The organism is Caulobacter sp. GW821-FHT09A05, from assembly GCF_059418465.1.
Window position 1 is genome coordinate 1 of record NZ_JBWKPX010000005.1, and the last position, 21,406, is coordinate 21,406.

The following is a 21,406-nucleotide window of genomic DNA, read 5'->3' on the forward strand; positions in this document are numbered from 1 at the left end:
GGAACACCAGCTCCATGAACGGCAGGTCGAACAGGGCCTCGACCTCGTCGAGGGTCCAGTCGTGGCGGGGAAGGGCGAGGTTGATCTGGCTCATGGCGGGCAGGTTTGGACTCCGCCAGTTTGATTGGCAAGCACGTCCAGCGTGCGTCCGCCCGCAACAGCCCGTGGAGCCAAAACCGGCCTGTCCGGTTATAGTCGCCGCATGGATCACGAAATCGAGCTGAAGTTCCTGATCGCCCCCGAGGCTTCGAACGTGATCCTGGCCCGGCTCGAGGGGCGGGAAGCGGTTCGACAGCTGGACGCAACCTATTTCGACACGGTCGACCACGCCCTGCGCCGGGCGGGCTTCGGCCTGCGCATCCGCAACGGCGAGAACGGCCGCAAGCAGACCCTGAAGTCGGCCTCCTCCGGCGGCGTCTTCGCCCGCGGCGAATGGGAGAGCGCGGTCGAGGGGCCCGAGCCCGACCGCGCGCTGCTGGCCGCCACGCCGGCCGCCAAGGCGGTCAACGGCGATACCCTGGTTCCGGTGTTCACCACCAACGTCAAGCGCGTGACCCGGCTGATCGAGCGCGACGGCGCGACCATCGAGGCGGCGCTCGACCAGGGCGAGCTGCTGGCCGACGGCCGCCGCGCGGGGGTCAGCGAGCTGGAGCTCGAGCTGAAGGCGGGCGCGCCGCGCGTGCTGTTCGACCTGGCCCGCGACCTGGCCGCCCATGCGCCGCTGCGCCTGTCCCTGGTCAGCAAGGCCGAGCGCGGCTACGCCCTGGCCCTGGGCGAGGCGGAGGGGCCGCGGGCCGAGGCGGTCCTGAAGCCCGACGCCACCACCGGCCAGGCGCTGCAGGCCCTGGGCCGCGCCGCCCTGGACCGATTGTGCGCCGCCGCCGAGGCCCTGCGAACCCGTCCGGGGCCCGAGCGCGTGCACAGGCTGCGGGTCGCGGCCCGGCGGTTCCGCGCTCTGCTGTCGACCTTCAAGGTCCTGGCCGCCGATCCGGCCGCCCGCCACGTCAAGGCCGAGCTGAAGTGGCTGGCCGACGCCCTGGGCCCGGCGCGGAACCTGGACGTGTTCATCGCCGACGTCTGGCGGCCGGCGGCCGAAGGCCGGCCGGCACAGGACCAGGCCGCGCCGGATCCGCCCGAAGCGGTCGCCCAGGACGAGGCCCGGGCCCTGGCGGCGTTCGGCAAGGCCCTGCTGGCCGCCCAGACCGACGCCTACGCCAGGGCCGGCGAGGCGGTGGACAGCGCCCGCTTCCGCGCCCTGGCCATCGACGCCGCCGCCTGGCTGGAGGCCGGCGGCTGGACCACCGACAAGGGCCTGGACAAGATCCGCGACAGGCCCGCCGCCGACTTCGCCGCCGAGGCGCTGGACAAGGCTCGCCGCCGCATCCGCAAGGACGGCCGCGACCTGGCCGCCCTCAGCCCCGTGGACCGCCACCATCTGCGCATCCGCGGCAAGAAGCTGCGCTACGCGGTCGAGGACCTGGGCGGGCTGTTCCCGGAGCATCCCAAGCGTCGGGCGCGTTTCGTCGCGGCGACCCGGGACCTGCAGGACGCCCTGGGCCTGCTCAACGACCAGGCCGGGCGCGAGGCCCTGGCCCGGGAGGTGGCGACGTCCTGCGAGGACCCGGAGGCCGCCTTCGCCGCCGGCCGCCTGACCGCCGGCGGGGCCGACCAGGAAGCCGAACTGCTGGCCGGGGCCCAGGGCGCCTATGTCACCTTCGCCGAAGCCAGGCGGTTCTGGTAACCTTTCCCTTCCGGAGGGGCGCGACATGAAAGCCGAGATCTCGATCCTGGCGCTGATGGCCGCCGTCACGCTGGCGCCCGTCCCGGCCGCCGCCGACGTCAACAGCTTCAAGGACTGGACCGTGGTCTGCGACAACCTGCGGACCTGCCAGGTCGCCGGCTTTTCGTCCGACGACGGCGAGCTTCCGGCGGTGCTGCGCCTGAGCCGCGGCGCCGCGGCGGGCGCGGCGGCCACGGTCGAGATCGACCTGATAGACGCCGAGGTCGATCTCGGGGGCAAGCCGCCGACCCTGCGGGTCGACGATCGGGTCGTGCTGACCGCGCGGGCCAAGCGCACCAGCGAAGCCGGCGGTTTCACCATCGTGCTCGACGACGGCCAGGTGGGGCCGTTGCTCGGTGCGGCGCGGAACGGGACGCTGTTGTCGATCCACGCGGGCGACAAGGCCGTGGGCCGGGTGTCTCTGGCCGGCATGGTCGCGGCCCTGCGCTACGCCGACGACCAGCAGAAGCGGGCCGGCACGGTGACGGCCATGGTCGCCAAGGGCGCGGCGCCGGCCGCCAGCGTTCCCGCGCCGCCGGCCGCGCCTGTGCTCCACGCCGCTTCGGCCGTCGCCCAGGCCGGGCTGCCGTCCAAGCCACCGGCGGCGGCCCTGGCCCTGGGCCGCAAGGCGGAATGCGACACCGAGCCAGGGTCGCAAGGCGAGCCCCAGGCCTGGCGCCTGTCGGCCGACAAGGTGCTGTGGCAAATTCCCTGCGGTGGCGGGGCCTATAATTTCAGCGGACTGTTCGTGGTGGTCGACAAGGCCGGCCGCGCCGCCCTGGCGCCGCTGGAGGGCGCCGGCGACGGCCTGGCCACCAACGCCGACTACGATCCCAAGACCCGGATCCTGACGGCCTACGGCAAGGGGCGGGGGATCGGCGACTGCGGGGAGTCCAGCGAGTGGGTATGGACCGGCGAGGCCTTCGCCCTGTCCCAGGCCGCGGTCATGCCGGTCTGCCGCGGCTACGGCTACGACTGGCCCGTCGTGTTCCGCGCCGAGGTGCGGTAGCTAGACATATAAAGAAATCCTTATGCCTTAATTGCGAGAAGGGACCGAGCGCGGTATAGACCACGCAAGACCATCCCCCGACCGCAGGAGCCGACCGTGGCCGACTACATCGTCAAGGACATCTCGCTCGCCGATTTCGGCCGCAAGGAAATCGCCATCGCCGAGACCGAAATGCCCGGCCTGATGGCCACCCGCGCCGAGTACGGTCCGGGCCAGGTCCTGAAGGGCGCCCGCATCGCCGGCAGCCTGCACATGACCATCCAGACCGCCGTGCTGATCGAGACCCTGACGGCCCTGGGCGCCGAAGTGCGCTGGGCCTCGTGCAACATTTTCTCGACCCAGGACCACGCCGCCGCCGCCATCGCCGCCTCGGGCGTGCCGGTGTTCGCCTTCAAGGGCGAGAACCTGGTCGAGTACTGGGAATACGCCCACAAGATCTTCGAGTGGCAGGACGGCGGCTATCCGAACCTGATCCTCGACGACGGCGGCGACGCCACCCTGCTTTGCGTGCTGGGCCCGAAGGCCGAGAAGGATCCCTCGATCCTCAACAATCCGCAGAACGAGGAAGAAGAAGCGCTCTACACCGTGATGAAGCGCTACCTGGCCGAAAAGCCGGGCTTCTACTCGGCGATCCGCGACGCCATCGGCGGCGTGTCGGAAGAGACCACCACGGGCGTGCACCGCCTGTACCAGATGGCCCAGAAGGGCGAGCTGCCGTTCCCGGCCATCAACGTCAATGACAGCGTCACCAAGAGCAAGTTCGACAACCTGTACGGCTGCCGGGAATCGCTGGTCGACGCCATCCGCCGCGGCACCGACGTGATGCTGTCGGGCAAGGTGGCGGTGGTCTGCGGCTACGGCGACGTGGGCAAGGGCTCGGCCGCCTCGCTGCGCCAGGGCGGCGCCCGGGTGATCGTCACCGAGATCGACCCGATCTGCGCCCTGCAGGCGGCGATGGAAGGCTACGAGGTCCAGACCTTGCAGGACGTCGCCGACAAGGCCGACATCTTCGTCACGGCGACGGGCAACAAGGATGTCATCACGGTCGACGACATGCGCCGGATGAAGAACAACGCCATCGTCTGCAACATCGGCCACTTCGATTCCGAGATCCAGATCGCCGGCCTGCGCAACTTCAAGTGGGACGAGATCAAGCCGCAGGTCCACCACGTGGAATTCCCCGACGGCAAGAAGATCATCGTGCTGTCGGAAGGCCGCCTGGTGAACCTGGGCAACGCCACCGGTCACCCCAGCTTCGTGATGTCGGCCTCGTTCACCAACCAGACCCTGGCCCAGATCGAGCTGTGGACCAACAAGTCCGCCTACCAGAACCAGGTCTACACCCTGCCCAAGCACCTGGACGAAAAGGTCGCCTTCCTCCACCTGGAGAAGCTGGGCGCCAAGCTGTCGACCCTGCGCAAGGACCAGGCCGACTACATCGGCGTGCCGGAAAAGGGCCCGTTCAAGCCGGACCACTACCGCTACTAGGCTTCGCTTCACGCGAACCGAAAGGCCCGCCGCGGAAACGCGGCGGGCCTTTCGCGTCTAGCCCGTCGCGACGAGCGCTCGGGCCAGGATATGGTCGCGCAGACGATCGGCTTCGGCCGCGCCTTCCTCGTCGCCCTGATCGTGACGGGCCTTGGCGACGTAGCGGCAGAAGTCGGCGCGGTCGAGCGGATCCTCGACCATGCGCAGGGCGTCGATCAGCAAGCGCTCGCCCGCCTGCGAGTCACCCCGCGCCACCTGCAGCGCGCCCAGGGTTGCCTTGACCTCCGGTGCGTCGGGCAGGCGCTCGAGCGCGACCCGGAGTTCCGCCTCGGCGATCGCCAGGTCGCCGGCCGGCGCGGACTTGATGGTGGACCAGGCGATGTTGGCGGCCAGCCAGCCGACCATGGTCCCATGCCAGTCGAAAGGACGCGGCGGCCCGTCCGGCGCGGCCGCGACCAGGGCGTGGTAGCGCGCCAGCGCCGCGGGATCTCCGGCGGCCCGCGAGGTGCTGTGGATGACCATGCCGAGCAGGTAGGGATCGTTGGGCCATGCGCGCAGCTGGTCGGCGAAGATGTCGGCCGCCTGCGCATGGCGTCCCATCATGGTCAGGCGCTGGGTCGCGAGCATCAGCGGCAGGCGCGGATCGGTCGTGGTCGGCGCAGCGCGGCGAAGAAGCGCCAGCAGCTGGGCGCCGTCCGTGGGCTGGCCTTCGCTCGACGTCCAAGGCCAGAGCGTGTTGATGGCGGTCCGCGCGCCGAGGATCACCAGGCCGGTGGCGACCGCGCCGAGCATCCGGCTTTGCGAGTCGTCGCGCGCCAGAACCAGGGTGACCAGGGCGGTGACGATGGCGAGGCTCGCCAACGGCCCGCCCAGAAAGACCAGGGCCCGCCGCCAGGCCGCCGCGCCGTCCGGCGCGATGAACTGGGTGTCGCCGCCCAGCATGGCGTAGCGGCGCAGGCTGAACCGCATCGATCCGAGGCGACGGGCCAGGACCTCGGGGCCCCGGCCGATCCGGACGGACAGGAGCTCGAATCCGGCCAGCCGAACCGCGAGGGCGTGGCCGGCCTCGTGGATCAGCGTGTCGAGCGGGTCGGCCAGCACCAGCGTCGTCCAGGCGACGGCGGCGAAGCGCCATCCCATGTCCCCGCTGACCCAGAACGCGATCAGGGCCCAGAAGGCCTGCCGCCCGAGCCACCAGCCCAACAGCCGCTGTTCGTACGCCGTGGGGTGATAGGCCGCGCATCCGAAGCACACGGGGCCGTCCCTTCCGAGCAAGCCGCCGGTTTCCCGGCGGAAGCTGGCGGCCGACCGGGAGCGGAATCCGCACGTCCGGCAATGCTGTTCAGGTCCCGATCGTCGAGAGGTTGTCGCTGCATGGTCAAGCATCGTCCGATGCTGTCCATGCCCGCCATCGATGCGTCAACCGGCGTCGTCTCAATGTCGGGTGCGCCGCCCTATTCAAGTCCCCAATGCTCGGCTAAGCCGCTGGTCATGCCACTGGCCCTGATCCTCTCCAGTCATGTCGCGGGCAGCCAGGTCGGCGGTTCGGCCCAGGCCGCGGCGCTGGCGCAGTTCCGCATCGACGCGATGGTCGTGCCGACCGTGCTCTATGGCCGTCATCCGGGCTGGGGTCCTCCGGGCGGCGCGCCGACGCCGATCGAGGTGGTGGAGGGCATGCTCGAGGGCGTCGAGGCCAATGGCCTGCTGAGCCTGACCGACCTGGTCATCAGCGGCTATTTCGCCAGCGCCACCCAGGTGCGCGCCGCGGCCCGCGCCATCGACGCCGTGCGCGCCGCGCCGCGTGGAAGTCCGCCCACCAAAGCCTTCGCGCGCGAGCCGACGGTGATCGTCGACCCGACCATGGGCGACGCCGGCAAGGGTCTGTACGTGCCGGCCGAGGTCGCCGAGGCCATCGCCGCCGACTTGGTTCCGCGCGCCGATATCGTCGCCTGCAACGCCTGGGAGCTTCAGCACCTGACCGGCATGGACGCCGCCGACCCGCAGGCGGCGGTGCTGGCCGGCCGGCGGCTGGGCAAGCCGACCCTGGTGTCGTCCGTACAGCGGGGAGACGAGATCGGCGTGGTCTATGTCGACCACCAGGAAGCCTGGCTGGCGACCCACGCCAGGGCGGCGCGCGCGCCCAACGGCACGGGCGACCTGCTGACCGCCCTGTTCGCCGCCTCGATCCTGGAAGGTCAGACCCTGTCATACGGCCTGGCCCGCGCCGTCGGCGGCGTGGCCGAGACGGTGACCGCCGCCAACATCTGGAACGCGCCGGAGCTGCCGATCGTGGCCATGGCGGCGCGGATCAAGCAGACCTCGCCCAGCGTGCGGATCGAGCGGCTGGCGTAGGACGCGTCTCCGGGATGACAGGTCTGGGCCGTCGGGCTAGATCCTAGCCATGACCGTCGACATCACCGGCTTCTGCCCCGACCGCTTCTCCGCCGTCCGTGACGCCTTCGCCGCCAATTTCGAGGATGGCGGCGAGCTGGGCGCGCGGTTCTCGCTGGCGATCCATGGCGAGGTGATCGTCGACCTGATGGGTGGCTTCGCCGACCGCAGGCGCGAGGTCGCCTTCGGCCCCGACACCCTGACGCCGCTGTTCTCGACCACCAAGGTCGTCGCCGCCCTGCTGATCGCGCGGCTGGTGGACCAGGGCCGTCTCGCCTACGACCAGACGGTGGCCTCGGTCTGGCCGGAATTCGCTCAGAACGGCAAGCAGGACGTCACGGTCGGCCAGGTGATGTCGCACCAGGACGGCCTGTCGGGCTTTCCCGACGAGACCGATCCGGCCATCTGGTTCGACTGGCAGGCCACGACGGCCAAGCTGGCCGCCATGGCGCCGCTGTGGCCGATCGGCTCGGCCAGCGGCTACCATCCGATCACTTTCGGCTTCACGGCCGGCGAGATCTTCCGCCGGGTCGACGGCCGGACCATGGGCGCGGCCCTGCGCGAGGATCTGGCCGGGCCTCTGGGCCTGGATCTCTGGATCGGCCTGCCCGACAGCGAGCACGCCCGCTGCGCCGAGCTGATGCGGCCGACCGCCTTGCCCAAGTTCGGGGCGATGAACGAAGCCGTGAAGGCCGCCTTCATGACCAAGTGGGCCGCCCCGGGCGGGCGTGGCACGGCCGACTGGCGGCGGGCAGAGATCCCCTCGGCCAACGGCCACGCCACGGCCCCGGCCCTGGCGCGGCTGATGGGGGCCCTGGCCTCGGGCGGCGAGCTGGACGGCGTCCCGGTGCTGTCGCCCGTCGTGATCGCCCAGGCCAGCGCCGAGCGGATCGTCGGCCAGGACCTGGTCCTGCCCTATGTGATCAGCTGGGGCGCGGGCTTCATGCGCAACACGCCGAACTTCTTCTACGGCCCGACGGCCGACGCCTTCGGCCACAGCGGCTGGGGCGGCTCCTGCGCCTTCGCCGATCCGTCGCGCGGGGTGTCCGGGGCCTATGTGATGAACAAGCAGGGGACCGAGCTGATCGGCGACCCCCGCGCGGTGCGGCTGGTCCAGGCGGCGTATAGCGCGCTCTAGGGACGATCTGGGAGGCGGGCATGAGGACGACCGGGATCTCGACCATCGTGGGCCTGGCCGCCCTGGCTTGGGTTTCCGCGGCCCGCGCCCAGGACGCCGCCCGCGACTTCTGCGCCGACCGGCCGGGCAAGGGTTCGCCGCCCTGCGTGCTGGACGCCGGCCGCTTCCAGGCCGAGCTGGGGGTGGCCGACGGCGCCTGGAGCCGGGGCGGCGGCGTCTCGACCGACGACCTGGCCTTCGGGGCCGTCGAGCTGCGGCTGGGCCTGACCCCGACGCTCGAGGGCCAGGTCAGCTGGACGGCGCACGAACGGATCCGCCAGAAGGACCGGGCCTCGGGCGAGACCTCGACCGTGGACGGGATTGGCGATGTCGGCTTCGCCCTGCGCTGGTCGCTGCGGAATCCGGCCGGCGACGGCGTCTCGGTCGCCCTGCAGCCCTTCGTCACCGCCCCGACCGGGGCCAAGGACATCGGCGGCGACGCCTGGCAGGGCGGGGTGGTCGCGCCGATCTCGCTGCCGCTGAACGCCGACTGGTCCCTGGCCCTGTCGCCGGAGGTGGATGTGCGGGCCGACGCCGACGGCTCGGGCCGCCACGCCGGGTTCGGCGGCGCGGTCGGGATCGGGCGCGCGTTCGGCCCGGTGGCCCTGGGCGTGGAGCTATGGGCCGACCGCGACGAGGATCCGTCCGGCCATGTCACCTCGGCCAGCTTCGACCTGACGGCGGCCTGGACCCCGGCATCGGTTAAGGACCTGCAGCTGGACGCCTCGGCCTATGTCGGCCTGAACCGCGACACGCCCGACTTGGAACTGGCGGTGGGCGTGGCCAAGCGGTTCTAGGGCTTCACAACTCCGCTCATCCCGGCGAATGCCGGGACCCAAATGGAATGGCTCTGGAGTTGACGCCAGAAGCGTTGAGCTCATCCCATCATGCACACCGCTATAGGATCTGGGTCCCGGCATTCGCCGGGATGAGCGGAAGTAGGGTTAGGCCTTCCGCCCCGGTTTCCCCTCGATCATCAGCCACCCTACGACCCCCGCCGCGATCGCCGCGACGGCGCTGATCCCCATCACCCGCGGATAGCCCTGGGGTCCTGGCGCGAAATAGACCAGGCCCAGCACCGCCACCGCCAGCAGGCCGGCGATCCGGGCGACGGCGTTGTTGATCCCCGAGGCGACGCCGGCGTGGCTGGCGGCCACCGCGCTCATCACGGTGTTGGTCAGGGGCGCGACCGCGATGGTCATGCCCAGGGCGACGACCAGCAGGCCGGGCAGCACGCCGGTCCAGTAGCCGGCGCCGATCCAGGGCGCGCCCAGCAGGGCGAAGCCGAGGCCGGCCAGGATCGGACCGGCGGTCAGCATCGGCCGGGCCCCGAACCGGTCGGCCAGCCGGCCGGCGGTCCCCGACAGGCCGCCCATGATCACCGAGAATGGCAGCAAGGTCGCGCCGGCCCCGGCGGCGGAATAGCCGTGCCGGGCGATCAGCTCGAACGGCAGGAAGAACAGGGCGCCGGTCAGGCCGAAATAGAGCGCCAGGGTCAGCAGGTTGGCGCCGCTGAAGGTCCGGGAGCGATAGAGGGCCAGCGGCATCATCGGATGTTTCTCGCGGGCCTGGCTGACCATGAAGCCCGCCAGCAGGACCAGGCCGACGGCCAGGGCGGCCCAGACCGCGCCGCTGGTCCAGCTGCGCTGGCCCACGGCGGTCAGGCCCCAGGTCACGGCGCCCAGGCCGGCGGCGGCCAGGGCCGCGCCGCGCCAGTCCAGCGGCTGGACCTCGGGGTCGCGGCTCTCGCGCACGGCCGCCAGGGCCAGCCAGACCGTGGCGGCGGCCAGGGGCAGGTTGATCAGGAAGATGGCCCGCCACGAGACGTGGTCGACCAGCCAGCCGCCCAGCACCGGGCCGACGGCCGTGGTCACCGCCCCGAACCCAGCCCAGGCGCCGATCGCCGCGCCGCGCTCCTTGTCGTCGAAGGTCGAGCCCAGGATGGCCAGGCTGGCGGGGACCAGCAGGGCCGCGGCGATCCCCTGGAGGGCGCGGGCGGTGATCAGCCAGCCGGCGTCCGGGGCCAGGGCGCAGCCCAGGGAGGCGGCCGCGAACAGCGCCACGCCGAGCACGAACGTCCTGCGCCGCCCATAGCGGTCGCCGGCCGAGCCGCCGATCAGCACCAGGGCGCCCAGCAGCAGCAGGTAGGCGTTGACGATCCACTGCACCTGGGCCGCGCCGGCCTTCAGCGCAGCGCGCATGGCCGGCAGGGCGACATTGACCACCGAGCCGTCGATGAAGGCCAGGCTCGAGCCCAGCACCGTGGCGGCCAGCGCCAGGCGCTTGCGCGGCGTCGAAACGTCCGGGCGCGCGGCGCGGATGACGCCTTCGTCGCAGGGAGGATGTTGTGGGCTGGCCATGGGGCGAGCATGGCCCAGGCCGACGAGCCGCGCCATGACCGGCCCGACGACTGCTGTCAGGCTCGCGCCAGCCAGGTCGCCACGGCCTCTTCCTGGCGGGTCAGCTTCGAGCGACCCTTGTTGCGCGCCAGCGGCGCGGCCTGGCCGGTCAGCAGATAGGCCAGGCCATGGCGCGTGCTGGGGGCGACCCAAAGGCCGGACGTCAGGCCGTAGGCGTCGCCGGCGTGGCCGATCCAGCCCTCGCAATAATCGAACGGATCGTCATGGCCTGGGGTCCCGGTCAGGGTCTGGACGCCCAGGCCGTAGGCGCGGATCAGGCCGCCATAACCTTCGCCGTTCGGCCGCGCCGGATCGAACCGCCAGGTCGGCGTGGTCATGGCCTGGAGTGTCGCGGCCTTGAGGATCGGCTGGCTGTAGCCGGCCAGCATGCGACCGATCGCGTTCAGGTCGTTGATCGAGGCCCGCAGGCCGCCCTGGGGCGCGAAGACGAAGCCGTTCTCGCCGGGGACGTAAGTGTCCAGCGACCGCCCCGCCGCCTCGGGCGCGACGCGGACGGCGGCCTGGGGCGCGGGCGGCAGGGTCTGGTCCAGCTGGGCGATCCAGGGCCCCGTCGCGTCCCAGGGGCCGTCGTCCGACGGGGCCTTGCGATAGAGCACGGCGCGGCGGTCGCGGACCTCTTGCGGGACGCCGCTCCAGTTGAAGCCGCCCTTCAGGCCCAGCGGTTCCAGCACCCGCGCGGCCATGAACCGGTCGAAGCGCTGGCCCGACAGGCGCTCGATCAACTGGGCGACCACGGCGTAGTTGACGTCGGCATAGGCGAACCAGTCGCCGGGCGGCTCGTTGGCGGGGCCGAACCAGGCGCCGTCGTCCCATTGCGCGCCGCCGGGCGTCAGGGCCGCGCTCAGCGGGCGACCAAAGGCGACCGGATAGCTGGGACCGTTGCGCAGGCCGCTGGTGTGCGACATCAGCCGGCGCGGGGTGATCGCCGCCTGGGGAAAGCGCGGGTGGCGCAGGGACCAGCCGAGGATGTCGGACGCGTCGTCGTCGAGCCCCACCTTGCCGACCTCGACCAGGGTCATGAAGCCCAGGGCGACGACCAGCTTGGAGATCGAGGCGATGCGAGCCGGGGAGTCCGGGGTCATGGCCCGGCTGGTGGCGACGTCGGCCAGGCCGCGGGCCACGGTCAGGACCGCCGGTCGGGCCGGATGGCGAAAGGCGACGCCGGCCAGGGCGGGGACGGCGGCCTGCGGGTCGCCTCCGCCGGTCAGCAGGTCGTCGAACGGGTCGCGCGCCGCGCCGGTCATGGCCAGGGCGCCGGCGGCGGCGAGCAGGGAGCGGCGTGTCGGCATGCGGCGTCCTTGGTGACGCGGCAGCCTAGCGCGTTCGGCGATGTCGTCACCCCCCGGACAGGCCGGGCGCCGCGTCTTGATCAGGCCGCCGCGACCCCCCGCGTCCGCTTCCACGCCCCGTAGGCGAACACCGCCACGCCCAGCCAGATGAACACGAACGACAGGGCCCGCATCGGGGTGAAGGCCTCGCCCAGCGCCACGCCGATCAGGAACTGCAGGGTCGGGGCGATGAACTGCAGGAAGCCCATGGCGCTGAGCGGCATGCGGCGGGCCGACCAGGCGAACAGGGCCAGGGGCACCACCGTGGCCGGTCCGGCCAGCAGCAGCAGGGTGGTGACCCCGGCGCCGGTGGCGAAGTGGCCGGCGCCGGTCGCCTGCAGGTGCAGCACATAGACCAGGCCCGGCGCGGCCAGGTAGACGCATTCGATGAACAGGCCGGTCTGGGCGTCGGCCCTCACCTGCTTGCGCAGGATGGCGTAGAGGCAGAAGCTCAGCGCCACCCCCAGCGAGATGATCGGCAGGTGGCCCAGCGCGGCCGTCTGGATCGCCACGCCGATCACCGCCAGGCCGATGGCGATCGCCCCCTCCCGGCTGATCCGCTCGCGGAACAGCAGGGCGCCGGCCGCCATGTTCATCAGCGGGTTGATGTAATAGCCCAGGCTGGCCTCGATCACGTGGCCGGCGGTGACCGCGAACACGTAGATCGACCAGTTGATGAAGATCGCCGCCGTGCTCAGGGCCAGGATCCCCAGGGTGCGGGGCTGGCGCAGCACCGCCGCCACCTGCCCGCCCTGGCGGGCCATCAGCACGGCGAGGAAGGCCCACGGGGCGGCCCAGAGGGTGCGGTGGGCGACCATCTCCCAGGCGCCGACCCCCAGCAGGGACAGCAGGTGGAAATAGAGCGGCAGGACGCCCCACAGCAGGTAGCAGCCCACCCCGGCGATCAATGCCGTCCGGGCTTCGTCCGGGGTCTTGGTCAGGTCGGCCGACATCGCGTCGTTCCCCTCGAATCTCACGCTGAAAATGAAAAAGGCTCCCGGGACCTTAAGTCCCGGGAGCCCCTGAAATCGTCCACCCGCTTGTCGCGGAGGGCGGCTTAGGCCGGGAGTTTCTGCCTGATGAGACCCTTCTCATGCAGCAGCTGCGCGATCTGCACGGCGTTCAGCGCCGCGCCCTTGCGCAGGTTGTCGGCCACACACCAGAGCGCGATGCCGTTCTCGACGGTGGGATCGGTGCGGATGCGCGAGACATAGACCGGGAATTCGCCGGCCGATTCCTTGGGCGTCATGTAGCCGCCGTCCTCGCGCTTATCGACCACCTGTACGCCGTCGGCGTCGCGCAGGATCTCGCGGACGTCGTCCTCGTCCAGCGGGGTCTCGAACTCGATGTTCACCGACTCGGCGTGGCCGACCATGACCGGCACCCGCACGCAGGTGGCGGTCAGCTTGATGGCGGGGTCCAGGATCTTCTTGGTCTCCATCATCATCTTCCACTCTTCCTTGGTGAAGCCGTCTTCCATGAAGACGTCGATGTGGGGGATGACGTTGAAGGCGATCTGCTTGGTGAACTTCTTGGGGGCCGGGGCGCCCAGGACGAACACGCCCTTGGTCTGCTCCCACAGCTCGTCCATGCCTTCCTTGCCCGCGCCCGAGACCGACTGGTAGGTCGAGACGACCACCCGCTTGATCCTGGCCTCGTCGTGCAGGGGCTTGAGCACCACCACCAACTGGGCCGTGGAGCAGTTGGGGTTGGCGATGATATTCTTGGGCAGCTTGTCGACCGCATCAGGGTTCACTTCCGGCACCACCAGCGGCACGTCCGGGTCCATCCGGAAGTGGCTGGAATTGTCGATGACGATCGGACCGGCCGCGCCGATCTTCTCGCCCCAGGCCTTGGAGATGGCGCCGCCGGCGCTCATCAGCACGACGTCGACCTTGGAGAAGTCGAAGGTTTCCAGGTCCTCGCAGTGCAGGATCTGGCTGCCGAACGAGACTTCCACGCCGATGGATTTACGCGAGGCGATGGCATGCATCTTGTCCACGGGGAATTTCAGTTCCTCGAGGATGTTGAACATTTCACGGCCCACATTGCCCGTGGCGCCGACCACGGCGACCCGGTAACCCATCGCAGCCTCCAATTCGTCTCTTGAGCCCGCCATCGGCGGCGGGAGCGGACCCGTTACGCCCCGCAAGGCGCATAAGCAAGAACAGGCTTTCTAATGCGACGCTTAGCGCGGCCGGTTGGGGGAAGATTTCACCCGAAGTGGACGGGTTCTGCACGGAGCGCAGGGACGCCTCCTATCGCTTCTCCGTCTTCACGAAGTCCACGAACGCCCGCAGCGGCGCGGGCATGTGGCGGCGGCTGGGATAGTACAGATACGGCCCGCTGAACGGCGGCAGCCAGTCGTCGAGTACGGTCTCCAACTTGCCCGCCGCGATGCGGTCGGCGCAGAAGCCCTCGAACGTGGCCAGCAGGCCTACGCCCGCCTCGGCCGCGGCCAGCTCCAGGTCGCCGCTGGAGGTGATCAGCGGGCCGTCGGGCTGGACGCGGATCACCTCGCCGTCCTTCTCGAACTCCCAGGCGTAGCTGGCGCCGCTGGCGAAACGGTGGCGGATGCAGGGATGGCCCAGCACCTCGCGCGGATGGGTCGGCCGGCCGCGCCTGGCGAAGTAGTCGGGCGAGGCCACCACCACGAAGCGCTGCGGCCCGGCCAGGGGCACGGCGATCATGTCCTTCTCCAGCCGCTCGTCATAGCGCACCCCGGCGTCGAAGCCAGCGGCCAGTACATCGACGAAGCTGTCCTCGGCGGTGATCTCCAGCCGGACGCCGGGATGGGCGGCCAGGAAGCGCGGGATCAGGTCGGGGAAGACGATGCGGGCCACGGCGATCGGCACGTTCAGCTTCAGGACGCCGATCGGGCTGTCGCGGAAGGCGTTGACCTCGTCCAGGGCCAGGGTCACGTCGGCGAGGGCCGGGGTCAGGCGGGCCAGCAGCCGTTCGCCGGCCTCGGTGGGGGTGACGCTGCGGGTGGTGCGGTTGAGCAGGCGCACGCCCAGGGCGGCCTCCAGCCGGCGCAGGGCTTCGGACAGCGACGAGGCCGAGACCCCGCGCTGGGCCGCCGCCCCCCGGAAGCTCCTGGCCCGGGCCACGGCGGTGAAGGCGTCGAGATCGGCCAGGTCGGGCTGGGCCATTGTGCGACTTTCCGAGGGGCTTGCGTGGTGACGAACGGATTATCGCACGCAGACCGCCGCCGCCTAGCGCCGGCGTCGAACGGACCCGCCTCGTCGTGACGGCGAGCGCCGTCTGGTTCGCGGACGTCATTTTGCAAGGGGAGGCGGACGAAAATTTCCGCCTTTTCTCCGGCGGCGCTCGCGCTAGGGTCGCCGCCATGATCGAAGCGCTGCTGAACAAGATGGTCAAGGTCGGCGACCTGACCGTCCACCTTCCCAACGGCTCGGTGAAGAAGGCCGGCGACGGCTCGGGCCCGCCCGTGACCATGCGGGTCAACGGCCGCGGCCTGCGCCGCCTGGTGGCCAATCCCAGCCTCGGCCTGGGCGAGGCCTATATGGAAGGCGACCTGAAGATCGAGCAGGGGACCCTGTGGGACCTGCTGGAGATCGTCGGCAAGAGCGGCGGGCGCACGCCCAAGCGCGGCACGCCCCTGACCCGCGCCCGGAAGGCGCTCAAGCGCACGGTGCAGTCGGTCAACGACCGCATCGCCTCGCGCCGCAACGTCGCCCACCACTACGACGTGGGCAACGCGCTCTACAAACGCTTCCTCGACGCGGACATGCAGTACAGCTGCGCCTATTTCGCCCGGCCGGACATGACCCTGGAGGAGGCCCAGGCCGCCAAGAAGGCCCATATCGGCGCCAAGCTGAACATCACCCCCGGCATGAAGGTGCTGGACATCGGCTCGGGCTGGGGCGGCCTGTCCCTGACCCTGGCGGCCGACCACGGGGCCCGGATGACCGGGGTCACCCTGTCGACCGAACAGCTGGCCCTGGCGCGGGAGCGCGCCGAGAAGGCCGGCCTGTCCGACCAGATCGAGTTCCGGCTGACCGACTATCGCGACCTGGACGAGACCTTCGACCGCATCGTCTCGGTCGGCATGCTGGAACACGTCGGCGCCCCGAACTTCCAGACCTATTTCGAGACGGTCAAGCGGCTGCTGGCCGACGACGGCAGCGCGGTGATCCACGCGATCGGCCGCATGAGCGGGCCGGGCGCGACCAACGCCTTCACGGCCAAGTACATCTTCCCCGGCGGCTACATCCCGGGCCTGTCGGAGATCGTCAAGGCGGTCGAGGCGGCGGGTCTGTGGATCACCGACATCGAGATCCTGCGCCTGCACTACGCCGAGACCTGCAAGCACTGGCGGATGCGGTTCCTGGCCGATCCCGACATCCCGGTCATGTTCGACGAGCGGTTCCGGCGGATGTGGGAATTCTACCTGTGCGGGGCCGAACTGGGCTTCCGCTATGGCGGCCACATGGTGTTCCAGATCCAGGTCGCCCGGAAGGTCGGGGCCCTGCCGATCACCCGCGACTACATGTTCGAGGGCGAGCGATAGAACTCGCGCCTCCCCCTGTCGGGGAGGCGATCGCATGGCGATCGGTGGGGGGAGTTGTCGGACGGTTGAACCTGTGCGACCAGCGCCCAAGCACTCCCCCCTCCGTCGGCTTCGCCGACACCTCCCCCACGGGGGGAAGGATCGTCACCGCCGACCAGGCCCCGAGGACCCCATGGGCCAGTTTCGGGTGGCCGACCTTCTTCGCCGCAAGCCCGTGGGCCGGGTCGTCTTGACGACCAGCCAAGGTCCACCTGTGGCGCGAAGCGGAAAACCCTCGCTCTACTTCGCGGACCGAACAGGATGGAGGCGCCTAGTCGTCCCCGTGGCGGGTCAGGGGTGTGGGCATTGTCGGCGGCGCCGCCAACTTCAAAAGTTCGAATGGATCCGCGCCCTGTTCCAGGCGACGGATCGAGGCTGCCAAGGCCTTGGCCTGATCGTGACCGACAATGGGGGCGGCCAGGGCGAAAAACTTGGCGTGCAGGCGGTCGTGGCGCCGCGCGAGGTCGTCCAGCGGCAGGCTGACGTCGTGTCTCTGGAGGTAGGTGCGGCCATCCAGTGTCGTGATCGCCACCTCGGTGATGTCCTCGGGCCAGCCTGGCGGCGCCAGTTCGACCGTGGTTAAGGCGCGCGTGGCTTGCAAGTCGGGACGCAGGACGACCGGGTCGGCATAGACGCCGCTGTCGGCGGTATCGACGCCGTGCAGCGCCAAGGCGGCGTTGAAGCGTAGGCTGAACTTGGCTTCCAGCCCGGTGCGCGGCGCGGCGATGTTGCACATGGCGTCGGCGCCGGCGTTGACCTTCAGCCGTATTGCGCGGACCTGCTCGGGGCGCACGCCCTGGCGGCGCAAGACGCCGATCGCTTCGAGCGTGCCGTGCGCGCCAAAGCAGGCCGCGTGAAACTTGAAGAGATTGCGGTCCAGTTCGTAACCGGTCCAACGCACGGGTCCAGCGGGTGGGCCGTCGGTCTGGGTCGCCGCGAAACCTCGTGGATGTTCCAGGATGTCGGGGCGGGCGGTCATGCCGTCCCGCGCCCACAGCGCCGACGTCAGGCCGGCCTCGGCCGCGCGACCCGCATGCAGCGATTTGGCCATGGTCCCGAACTGCGCCTTGAGCCCCGCCGCCTGGGAGCCGGCAAGGCCATAGGCGATCGCGGTTCGCGCCTCATCGAGCCCGAGCAGATGGGCGCAGGCCGCGGCGGCGCCGAAGACGCCGATCGTGCCGGTGGCGTGAAAGCCGCGCGCATAGTGGCTGGCGCTGAGCGCGGTCCCGATCAGGCCGGTTGCCTCGTAGCCGGCGACGAAGGCTTCCAGCACCGCGCGGCCCGGCAGCCGGTGCGCCTCGGCCAGGGCCAGCAGCCCGGGCAGGATCACCGTGGTCGGGTGCACGCGCATGGCCAGGTTGACGTCGTCATAGTCAAGCGCGTGGCCCGCCGCGCCGTTGATCAGGGCTGCCTGCCGCGGGCTGAAGGCGCGGCCGTGGCCCACGACGCTCGCCGTGGGCCGGGCGCCCTCGGACAGCGCGGAGTTCCTTAGCAGCGCCGAGAGCGGCTCGCGCGATCCGGCGAGGGCCAGGCCGAACCAGTCGAGCACGCACAGCTTGGCCATCTCCAGCGTCGCCGGCGGGATGTCGACGGCGGCCGCGCGACTGAGGCGGACGACGTCGGCCGTCAGACCGGATGCCAGCTTCACAGGGCGGCGTCGGAGGGCGGCCAGCCCACCGCGAGCGCGTGCTGGTCGAACTCCATTGGCCAGGCGGATCGCCATTGGGCGCGCTGATCCTCGTCGGCCCAACAGCCGTCGACGCCGTTGAGCATCATCGTCCGCAGGTCGCCCAGGCCGTAACCGAGATGGCTGTACATCAGCTCCCAGGCGCCGGCGGGACTGACATTGTGCAGGGTGGGGTCGTCGGTGTTGGGGTGGAGCTTCAGACCCAACGCCGACATGGCGCGGATCGGATGATCGATCGCCCAGCGTTCGGGTTCCAGCGTGCGCAGATAGTAGGAGTTGGTCGGCACCACGGTGAAGACGACGCCGCGCTCGGCATACCGCCGCGCCAGTTCCGGATTGTCGATGATGGTGTAGCCGTGGTCGATGCGATCGACCTTCAGGCGGTCGACCGCCGTTTCGACATTGGTCCAGGGCATGCCGAACTCGCCGGCGTGGGCCGTGGTCTTCAGGCCGTGGCGGCGCGCCAGGGCGTAGGCTTCCAGAAACAACTCCGGCGGCCGGTCGTTCTCGCGATAGTCGATGCCGACGCCCGCCACGGCGGGATCGCGGTGGGCCAGCATCATTTCGACCATCTCGACGGCGCGGGCGGGTTCGGCCTCACGGTCGATGCTGGGGATCAGCAGGGCGCTGATCCCGAAGTCGGCCTGGGCCTCGCGCAGGCCCGCCAGGATGCCGGCCTGCACTTCGCCATAGGCCAGGCCCGTGTCGCGGATCGTGGCGGTCGGATTCCAGAAGAACTCGGCGTGGCGCACGGTCTCGGCCGCCGCGTCCTGCAGGTATTCGTAGGTGATCCGGCGAAAGTCGGCGGGCTCCAGCAGCAGGTGCCGCTCCAGCGCCCGCAGCACGCGCAGCACGCCGACCGGCTTTTCGCCGCGCGCGTAGAAGGCGGCGATCTCGGTCTCGGTGATCGGCGCGCCGCGCTTGCGGACCAGGTCCGTGAAGGTCTCGCGACGCACGGCGCCAAGCAGGTGGCAATGCAGTTCCACCTTCGGCAAGGCGTGGAAAAACCGGCGCCGCGCCGCGTCGACTTGGCGGCCGAGCGCGGACGCGGGAACGTTGCCGATGCTCTGGTTGGGGTCGGTGATCATGATGTCTTGAAAACAGGAACTCAGTGCGTGGCGGCGGTGTAGAAGTAGTAGCCAAGCGGGATGGACAGGATCAGCAGGCCGATCGGGATCTCGCGCGCCTTGCCGGCCAGGACCTGCACGATGACGTGGACCAACAGGCCCCCGGCGATGCCGGCGCCGAAGCTGTTGGAGATCAGGGTCAGCAGCACCATGGCCATGGCGGGCAGGATGTCGGTGACGGCCTCGCTGCGCAGATGGCGGATCGTGCCCAGCATCGAGATGCCGATCAGGATGAGGGCCGGCGCGGTGGCCTGCTTAGGGATCGCCATGGCCAGCGGCAGCAGACACAGGGTGAGCAAAAACAGGATCGCCGCCGTGACCGGGGTCAGGCCCGTGCGGCCGCCCGCCTCGACCCCCGCCGCGGACTCCACCAGGGCGGTCCCGGCCGGGATGCCGATCAGCGGGCCCAGGGCGGCGGCCAGGGAGTCGACCAGGAACGGTTTTTCGATGCCGGGCAGGTTGCCCTCGGCGTCGGTCAGCCCGGCCTTGGCGCCGATGGCCAGGGTGGTGCCCAGGGTCGAGAAGAATTCGCCGGCGAAGAAGGCGAACACATAGGGCAGGGCGGCCAGGGTGAACGCGTCCATGAAGTCGACCTTCAGCGCGACCGGCGTCAGGGCGTGCGGCAGGGACACGCCGCTCTGGGGCAGGTGGGTCAGGCCCAGCGGGACGCCGGCCAAGGCGGCTACGGCGATGCCCGCCAGGACCGCGCCGGGGATCTTCCGCGCCTGCATGGCCACGGCCACCGCCAGGCCGATCAGGGCGACGATCGGGCCAGGCTGGGAGAAGTCGCCCAGGGTCAGGGCGTTGGACCTGATGTTCAACGCCACCATGCCGGCGTCGCGGCATCCCAGCATGGCGATGAACAGGCCGATCGAGGCGCCGAGTCCCAGCTTGATCTGCGACGGGATCATCCGCACCACCAGCTCGCGCGCGCCGGTCAGGGTCAGGACCAGGAACAGCAGGCCCGACGTCATGGCGATGGCCAGCCCCGTGGCGAAGGGCACGTGCTCGGTGTGGGCCAGGGTCACGCCCAGGATCACCGAGCCGCCGATGCCGGGGCCGACGATGAACGGGAGGTTGGCGTAGACGCCCATGGCGATGCTGCCCAGCGCCATGACCAGGATCGCCGCGGTGGTCGCCGCGCCCCGGTCCATGCCGCCGGTCGACAGCAGCGAAGGGATCACGACGATCAGATAGGCGGCCGCCAGGAAGCTGGTCAGCCCGGCCATCATCTCGCGGCTGACCGTGGTCTCGCGGGCGCTCAGGGCGAAGCGGCGGTCGAGGAGGGCGGTGAAGCGGCTCATCTGGAGGCCTGCGCCACGAAGGTCTCGACGAAGCGATCGACGTCGATGGCCCGCACGATATGCACCTCGCGCTCGCCGCTGTTCGGCGCCATCGCGGCGCTCCAGACGACAGGCTGGCCGTAGGACGGGCCAGGCAGCGTATCGACGTCCATCCGGGCCACCAGTTCGTCGGTGACCAACGAGCGGTCGATGGCGACGGCGACCGTGATCTCGTCCCACAGCGGCTGGCCAATGCGGGCATAGGTCTTGAGGTAGGTCGCCACGGGCGTGCCGGCCGCGCCGATCCGATCGACCAGCGGCTGGGTCGCCTTGGCGGCGGCGGTGACATTGCCCATCACCGTGACGCGCTTCCACGGCGCGGTCAGCACGATGTGCGCGGCCTCGGGATCGAACAGGAAGTTGAAGTCGGTGGCGTAGTCGGTGTTGCCGGTCACCCGCGCCACGGCGGTGTCGAGCTTGCCCGGCTCGATGACGATTTCCTTGGCCAGGCCGGCGATGTCCGGTGCGATGCGCAGGGCCAAAGCGATGTTGGTCAGGGGGCCGGCGCTGACGATGGTGACCTCGCCGGGATGGGCGCGGACGTTGCGGATCAGGGCGTGGACGGCGTCTTCGCCGGACGCCTTGATCGTCGGCGCGCCCTCCGGCATCGGCGGGATCAGTTCGGGATCCTGCGGATGGTAGGTGCGGCCCGGTCGCGGCGTGCTCCAGGCGCCCTTGAACGGCACCTTGCCATAACGCGCTTCCCAGTTGGCCATCTCGGCCTGGGTGCGCATCAGCGGCATGCGGGCGCCGGGATGGATCGGAATCTCGGGACGCTTGGCGATTTCGAGGAACCGCAGGGCGTGGGCGGTCTCCTCGGTCATCCAGGCGTCGCCGGTGACGACGCCGACGCCCAGCAGCCTGACCCGGTCATCGCGCAGCAGCGGGATCAGCGACTGGATGTTACTCTGGCCGGGCCCCAGGAAGTCGTTGTCGAAGAAGATGTTGACCCTGGGCGGCGGCGTGGCGGCCGGAGCGGTTTGGGCGAACGCGCTGCCCGCGAGCATGCAACCCGCGAGCAGCGCCGACAGGCCAAGGGCCGCAGGGCGCCAATGAAGGGCTTTGGTGCGAAGCAGCATGAAA

General features: G+C 70.5%; 18 protein-coding genes. 7 read left to right on the forward strand and 11 right to left on the reverse strand.

The window, feature by feature from the left end:
* The coding region (locus AC07NX_RS06045) for a hypothetical protein (RefSeq protein WP_494640457.1) at positions 1 to 94 on the reverse strand (94 nt) is incomplete at its 3' end.
* Positions 95 to 202: 108 nt separating this feature from the next.
* Here AC07NX_RS06045 and AC07NX_RS06050 point away from each other — a divergent pair.
* The 3 genes from AC07NX_RS06050 to ahcY all read left to right on the forward strand — a co-directional run bounded on the left by AC07NX_RS06050 (position 203) and on the right by ahcY (position 4,277).
* Positions 203 to 1,741, forward strand: coding sequence for a CYTH and CHAD domain-containing protein (locus AC07NX_RS06050; RefSeq protein WP_494640038.1), 1,539 nt, complete (start codon positions 203 to 205; stop codon positions 1,739 to 1,741).
* A 25-nt stretch (positions 1,742 to 1,766) separates the two neighbouring features.
* Complete coding sequence (locus AC07NX_RS06055) at positions 1,767 to 2,789, forward strand: DUF1176 domain-containing protein (RefSeq protein ID WP_494640040.1); 1,023 nt, start codon at positions 1,767 to 1,769, stop codon at positions 2,787 to 2,789.
* Positions 2,790 to 2,885: 96 nt separating this feature from the next.
* Complete coding sequence (gene ahcY, locus AC07NX_RS06060) at positions 2,886 to 4,277, forward strand: adenosylhomocysteinase (protein WP_494640042.1); 1,392 nt, start codon at positions 2,886 to 2,888, stop codon at positions 4,275 to 4,277.
* 57 nt (positions 4,278 to 4,334) lie between these two features.
* Here the strand turns inward: ahcY and AC07NX_RS06065 are convergent, their stop codons facing one another.
* A complete protein-coding gene (locus tag AC07NX_RS06065) occupies positions 4,335 to 5,531 on the reverse strand; it encodes a site-2 protease family protein (RefSeq protein ID WP_494640044.1) in 1,197 nt (398 codons plus the stop codon).
* 237 nt (positions 5,532 to 5,768) lie between these two features.
* Here AC07NX_RS06065 and AC07NX_RS06070 point away from each other — a divergent pair, with 237 nt between their 5' ends.
* From AC07NX_RS06070 to AC07NX_RS06080, 3 genes are read left to right on the forward strand one after another with little or no spacing between them, the layout of a single operon-like run.
* Positions 5,769 to 6,629, forward strand: coding sequence for a bifunctional hydroxymethylpyrimidine kinase/phosphomethylpyrimidine kinase (locus tag AC07NX_RS06070; protein WP_494640046.1), 861 nt, complete (start codon positions 5,769 to 5,771; stop codon positions 6,627 to 6,629).
* 49 nt (positions 6,630 to 6,678) lie between these two features.
* Positions 6,679 to 7,806 carry a serine hydrolase domain-containing protein gene (locus AC07NX_RS06075; RefSeq protein WP_494640048.1) on the forward strand — a complete coding sequence of 376 codons (1,128 nt, stop codon included), beginning with the start codon at positions 6,679 to 6,681 and terminating at the stop codon, positions 7,804 to 7,806.
* A gap of 20 nt (positions 7,807 to 7,826) precedes the next feature.
* The gene (locus AC07NX_RS06080; protein ID WP_494640050.1) at positions 7,827 to 8,642 is read left to right on the forward strand and encodes a transporter; all 816 of its coding nucleotides are present in this window, start codon (positions 7,827 to 7,829) and stop codon (positions 8,640 to 8,642) included.
* 147 nt (positions 8,643 to 8,789) lie between these two features.
* Here AC07NX_RS06080 and AC07NX_RS06085 read toward each other — a convergent pair whose 3' ends face one another.
* From AC07NX_RS06085 to AC07NX_RS06105, 5 genes are all read right to left on the reverse strand, one after another.
* The gene (locus AC07NX_RS06085) at positions 8,790 to 10,241 is read right to left on the reverse strand and encodes an MFS transporter (RefSeq protein WP_494640052.1); all 1,452 of its coding nucleotides are present in this window, start codon (positions 10,239 to 10,241) and stop codon (positions 8,790 to 8,792) included.
* A 20-nt stretch (positions 10,242 to 10,261) separates the two neighbouring features.
* Complete coding sequence (locus AC07NX_RS06090) at positions 10,262 to 11,554, reverse strand: serine hydrolase domain-containing protein (RefSeq protein ID WP_494640054.1); 1,293 nt, start codon at positions 11,552 to 11,554, stop codon at positions 10,262 to 10,264.
* Positions 11,555 to 11,634: 80 nt separating this feature from the next.
* A complete protein-coding gene (gene rarD / locus AC07NX_RS06095; RefSeq protein WP_494640057.1) occupies positions 11,635 to 12,546 on the reverse strand; it encodes an EamA family transporter RarD in 912 nt (303 codons plus the stop codon).
* Between the two features lie 104 nt (positions 12,547 to 12,650).
* Positions 12,651 to 13,679 (reverse strand): aspartate-semialdehyde dehydrogenase, encoded by a 1,029-nt coding sequence (locus tag AC07NX_RS06100; RefSeq protein WP_494640059.1) that lies wholly within the window; start codon positions 13,677 to 13,679, stop codon positions 12,651 to 12,653.
* Positions 13,680 to 13,851: 172 nt separating this feature from the next.
* The gene (locus tag AC07NX_RS06105; RefSeq protein WP_494640061.1) at positions 13,852 to 14,745 is read right to left on the reverse strand and encodes a LysR family transcriptional regulator; all 894 of its coding nucleotides are present in this window, start codon (positions 14,743 to 14,745) and stop codon (positions 13,852 to 13,854) included.
* Positions 14,746 to 14,942: 197 nt separating this feature from the next.
* Between AC07NX_RS06105 and AC07NX_RS06110 the strand changes: the two genes are divergently transcribed.
* The gene (locus AC07NX_RS06110; protein WP_494640064.1) at positions 14,943 to 16,127 is read left to right on the forward strand and encodes a class I SAM-dependent methyltransferase; all 1,185 of its coding nucleotides are present in this window, start codon (positions 14,943 to 14,945) and stop codon (positions 16,125 to 16,127) included.
* 310 nt (positions 16,128 to 16,437) lie between these two features.
* Here the strand turns inward: AC07NX_RS06110 and AC07NX_RS06115 are convergent, their stop codons facing one another.
* From AC07NX_RS06115 to AC07NX_RS06130, 4 genes are read right to left on the reverse strand one after another with little or no spacing between them, the layout of a single operon-like run.
* Positions 16,438 to 17,889, reverse strand: a complete 1,452-nt coding sequence (locus tag AC07NX_RS06115) for an MmgE/PrpD family protein (protein ID WP_494640065.1) — start codon at positions 17,887 to 17,889, stop codon at positions 16,438 to 16,440.
* Entirely contained in the window at positions 17,811 to 18,941 is a 1,131-nt protein-coding gene (locus AC07NX_RS06120; RefSeq protein WP_494640067.1) for an adenosine deaminase family protein, read from the reverse strand. Before AC07NX_RS06120 ends, AC07NX_RS06115 begins: the two co-directional genes overlap by 79 nt.
* Positions 18,942 to 18,961: 20 nt before the next feature.
* Complete coding sequence (locus tag AC07NX_RS06125; protein ID WP_494640069.1) at positions 18,962 to 20,284, reverse strand: NCS2 family permease; 1,323 nt, start codon at positions 20,282 to 20,284, stop codon at positions 18,962 to 18,964.
* Entirely contained in the window at positions 20,281 to 21,330 is a 1,050-nt protein-coding gene (locus AC07NX_RS06130) for a nucleoside hydrolase (RefSeq protein ID WP_494640071.1), read from the reverse strand. Before AC07NX_RS06130 ends, AC07NX_RS06125 begins: the two co-directional genes overlap by 4 nt.
* Positions 21,331 to 21,406: the final 76 nt, after the last annotated feature.

Bases quoted from the DNA above. Each gene is read 5' to 3' on its own strand.
- AC07NX_RS06120 (WP_494640067.1), bottom strand. From the start codon at position 18,941: ATGATCACCGACCCCAACCAGAGCATCGGCAACGTTCCCGCGTCCGCG.
- AC07NX_RS06085 (WP_494640052.1), bottom strand. From the start codon at position 10,241: ATGGCGCGGCTCGTCGGCCTGGGCCATGCTCGCCCCATGGCCAGCCCA.
- AC07NX_RS06080 (WP_494640050.1), top strand. From the start codon at position 7,827: ATGAGGACGACCGGGATCTCGACCATCGTGGGCCTGGCCGCCCTGGCT.
- AC07NX_RS06055 (WP_494640040.1), top strand. From the start codon at position 1,767: ATGAAAGCCGAGATCTCGATCCTGGCGCTGATGGCCGCCGTCACGCTG.
- AC07NX_RS06090 (WP_494640054.1), bottom strand. From the start codon at position 11,554: ATGCCGACACGCCGCTCCCTGCTCGCCGCCGCCGGCGCCCTGGCCATG.
- AC07NX_RS06075 (WP_494640048.1), top strand. From the start codon at position 6,679: ATGACCGTCGACATCACCGGCTTCTGCCCCGACCGCTTCTCCGCCGTC.
- AC07NX_RS06050 (WP_494640038.1), top strand. From the start codon at position 203: ATGGATCACGAAATCGAGCTGAAGTTCCTGATCGCCCCCGAGGCTTCG.
- AC07NX_RS06100 (WP_494640059.1), bottom strand. From the start codon at position 13,679: ATGGGTTACCGGGTCGCCGTGGTCGGCGCCACGGGCAATGTGGGCCGT.
- AC07NX_RS06110 (WP_494640064.1), top strand. From the start codon at position 14,943: ATGATCGAAGCGCTGCTGAACAAGATGGTCAAGGTCGGCGACCTGACC.
- AC07NX_RS06105 (WP_494640061.1), bottom strand. From the start codon at position 14,745: ATGGCCCAGCCCGACCTGGCCGATCTCGACGCCTTCACCGCCGTGGCC.
- rarD (WP_494640057.1), bottom strand. From the start codon at position 12,546: ATGTCGGCCGACCTGACCAAGACCCCGGACGAAGCCCGGACGGCATTG.
- AC07NX_RS06070 (WP_494640046.1), top strand. From the start codon at position 5,769: ATGCCACTGGCCCTGATCCTCTCCAGTCATGTCGCGGGCAGCCAGGTC.
- AC07NX_RS06125 (WP_494640069.1), bottom strand. From the start codon at position 20,284: ATGAGCCGCTTCACCGCCCTCCTCGACCGCCGCTTCGCCCTGAGCGCC.
- AC07NX_RS06130 (WP_494640071.1), bottom strand. From the start codon at position 21,330: ATGCTCGCGGGCAGCGCGTTCGCCCAAACCGCTCCGGCCGCCACGCCG.
- AC07NX_RS06115 (WP_494640065.1), bottom strand. From the start codon at position 17,889: ATGGCGATCCGCCTGGCCAATGGAGTTCGACCAGCACGCGCTCGCGGT.